The 741-nt window shown below is 58.0% G+C and carries 1 pseudogene; it reads right to left on the bottom strand.

The features are described 5' to 3' along the window. Positions 1-654 (bottom strand): annotated as a pseudogene (locus tag ASC93_RS09330) (DDE-type integrase/transposase/recombinase); the annotation flags it as partial. Positions 655-741 lie beyond the last annotated feature (87 nt).

Genomic DNA, 741 nt, shown 5'->3' on the forward strand with positions numbered 1-741 from the left:
CTTGTCTTTGGTGGCGAAACGGTCGGTAAATTGCGAGCCGTTGTCGGTTAGGATCTTGCTGATCTTGATGGGCGAAGCCAGCTTGAGCCGACGCAGGAAATCGACGCTGCTCGTTTCAGTCATGTCGCCGTAGATGTGCATGAAGACCCAGCGCGTTGCACGGTCGATGGCGACGAACAGGTAGCGTCGCGAGGTCTCGTCCGGCATCTGCGGCAGATACTTGATATCGATATGGATGAAGCCGGGTTCGTAGTCCTTGAAGGTCTTCTTCGGTGTGATCTTCTCTCCCTCGGCCGTCGCAATCAAGTCCGTTAGGCGCGACATGCCTTCACGCTTTAGCAGACGCGCAATGCCCGCGCGCGAGACGGCCGGATTGATGTACTGCTTGGTAATGAACAGAAGGTCGTCGAGCGGCAGGTAGAGCGACTGGCGCAGAGCCAGGACAATGGCTTCCTGGGCCTGGCTCAAGGTCGTCTTCAGCGTGTGCGCGCGGTGCGAGCGATCCTGTACATCGTCGCGTCCCAGCCACTTTTGCGCTGTCGCGCGCGTGATGTTGAAAACCTTGGCGGCTTCTCTGGAAGACAGACCCGAATCCTTGATCTCCTGACGAATCTTCGGTGTGGTACGGGCCTGCGGGTGAATGCGCGAACTCATGCCGCCAACTGCTCCTGGTGTGATTGAATGCCGGGACTGCTGAACCCAGCAATCAGGTCGCCCAGCATAGCCTTCGCACGAAACAAA

Origin of the sequence: Massilia sp. Root335, from assembly GCF_001425685.1 — a bacterium.
Classification (GTDB): Bacteria; Pseudomonadota; Gammaproteobacteria; order Burkholderiales; family Burkholderiaceae_D; genus Telluria; species Telluria luteola.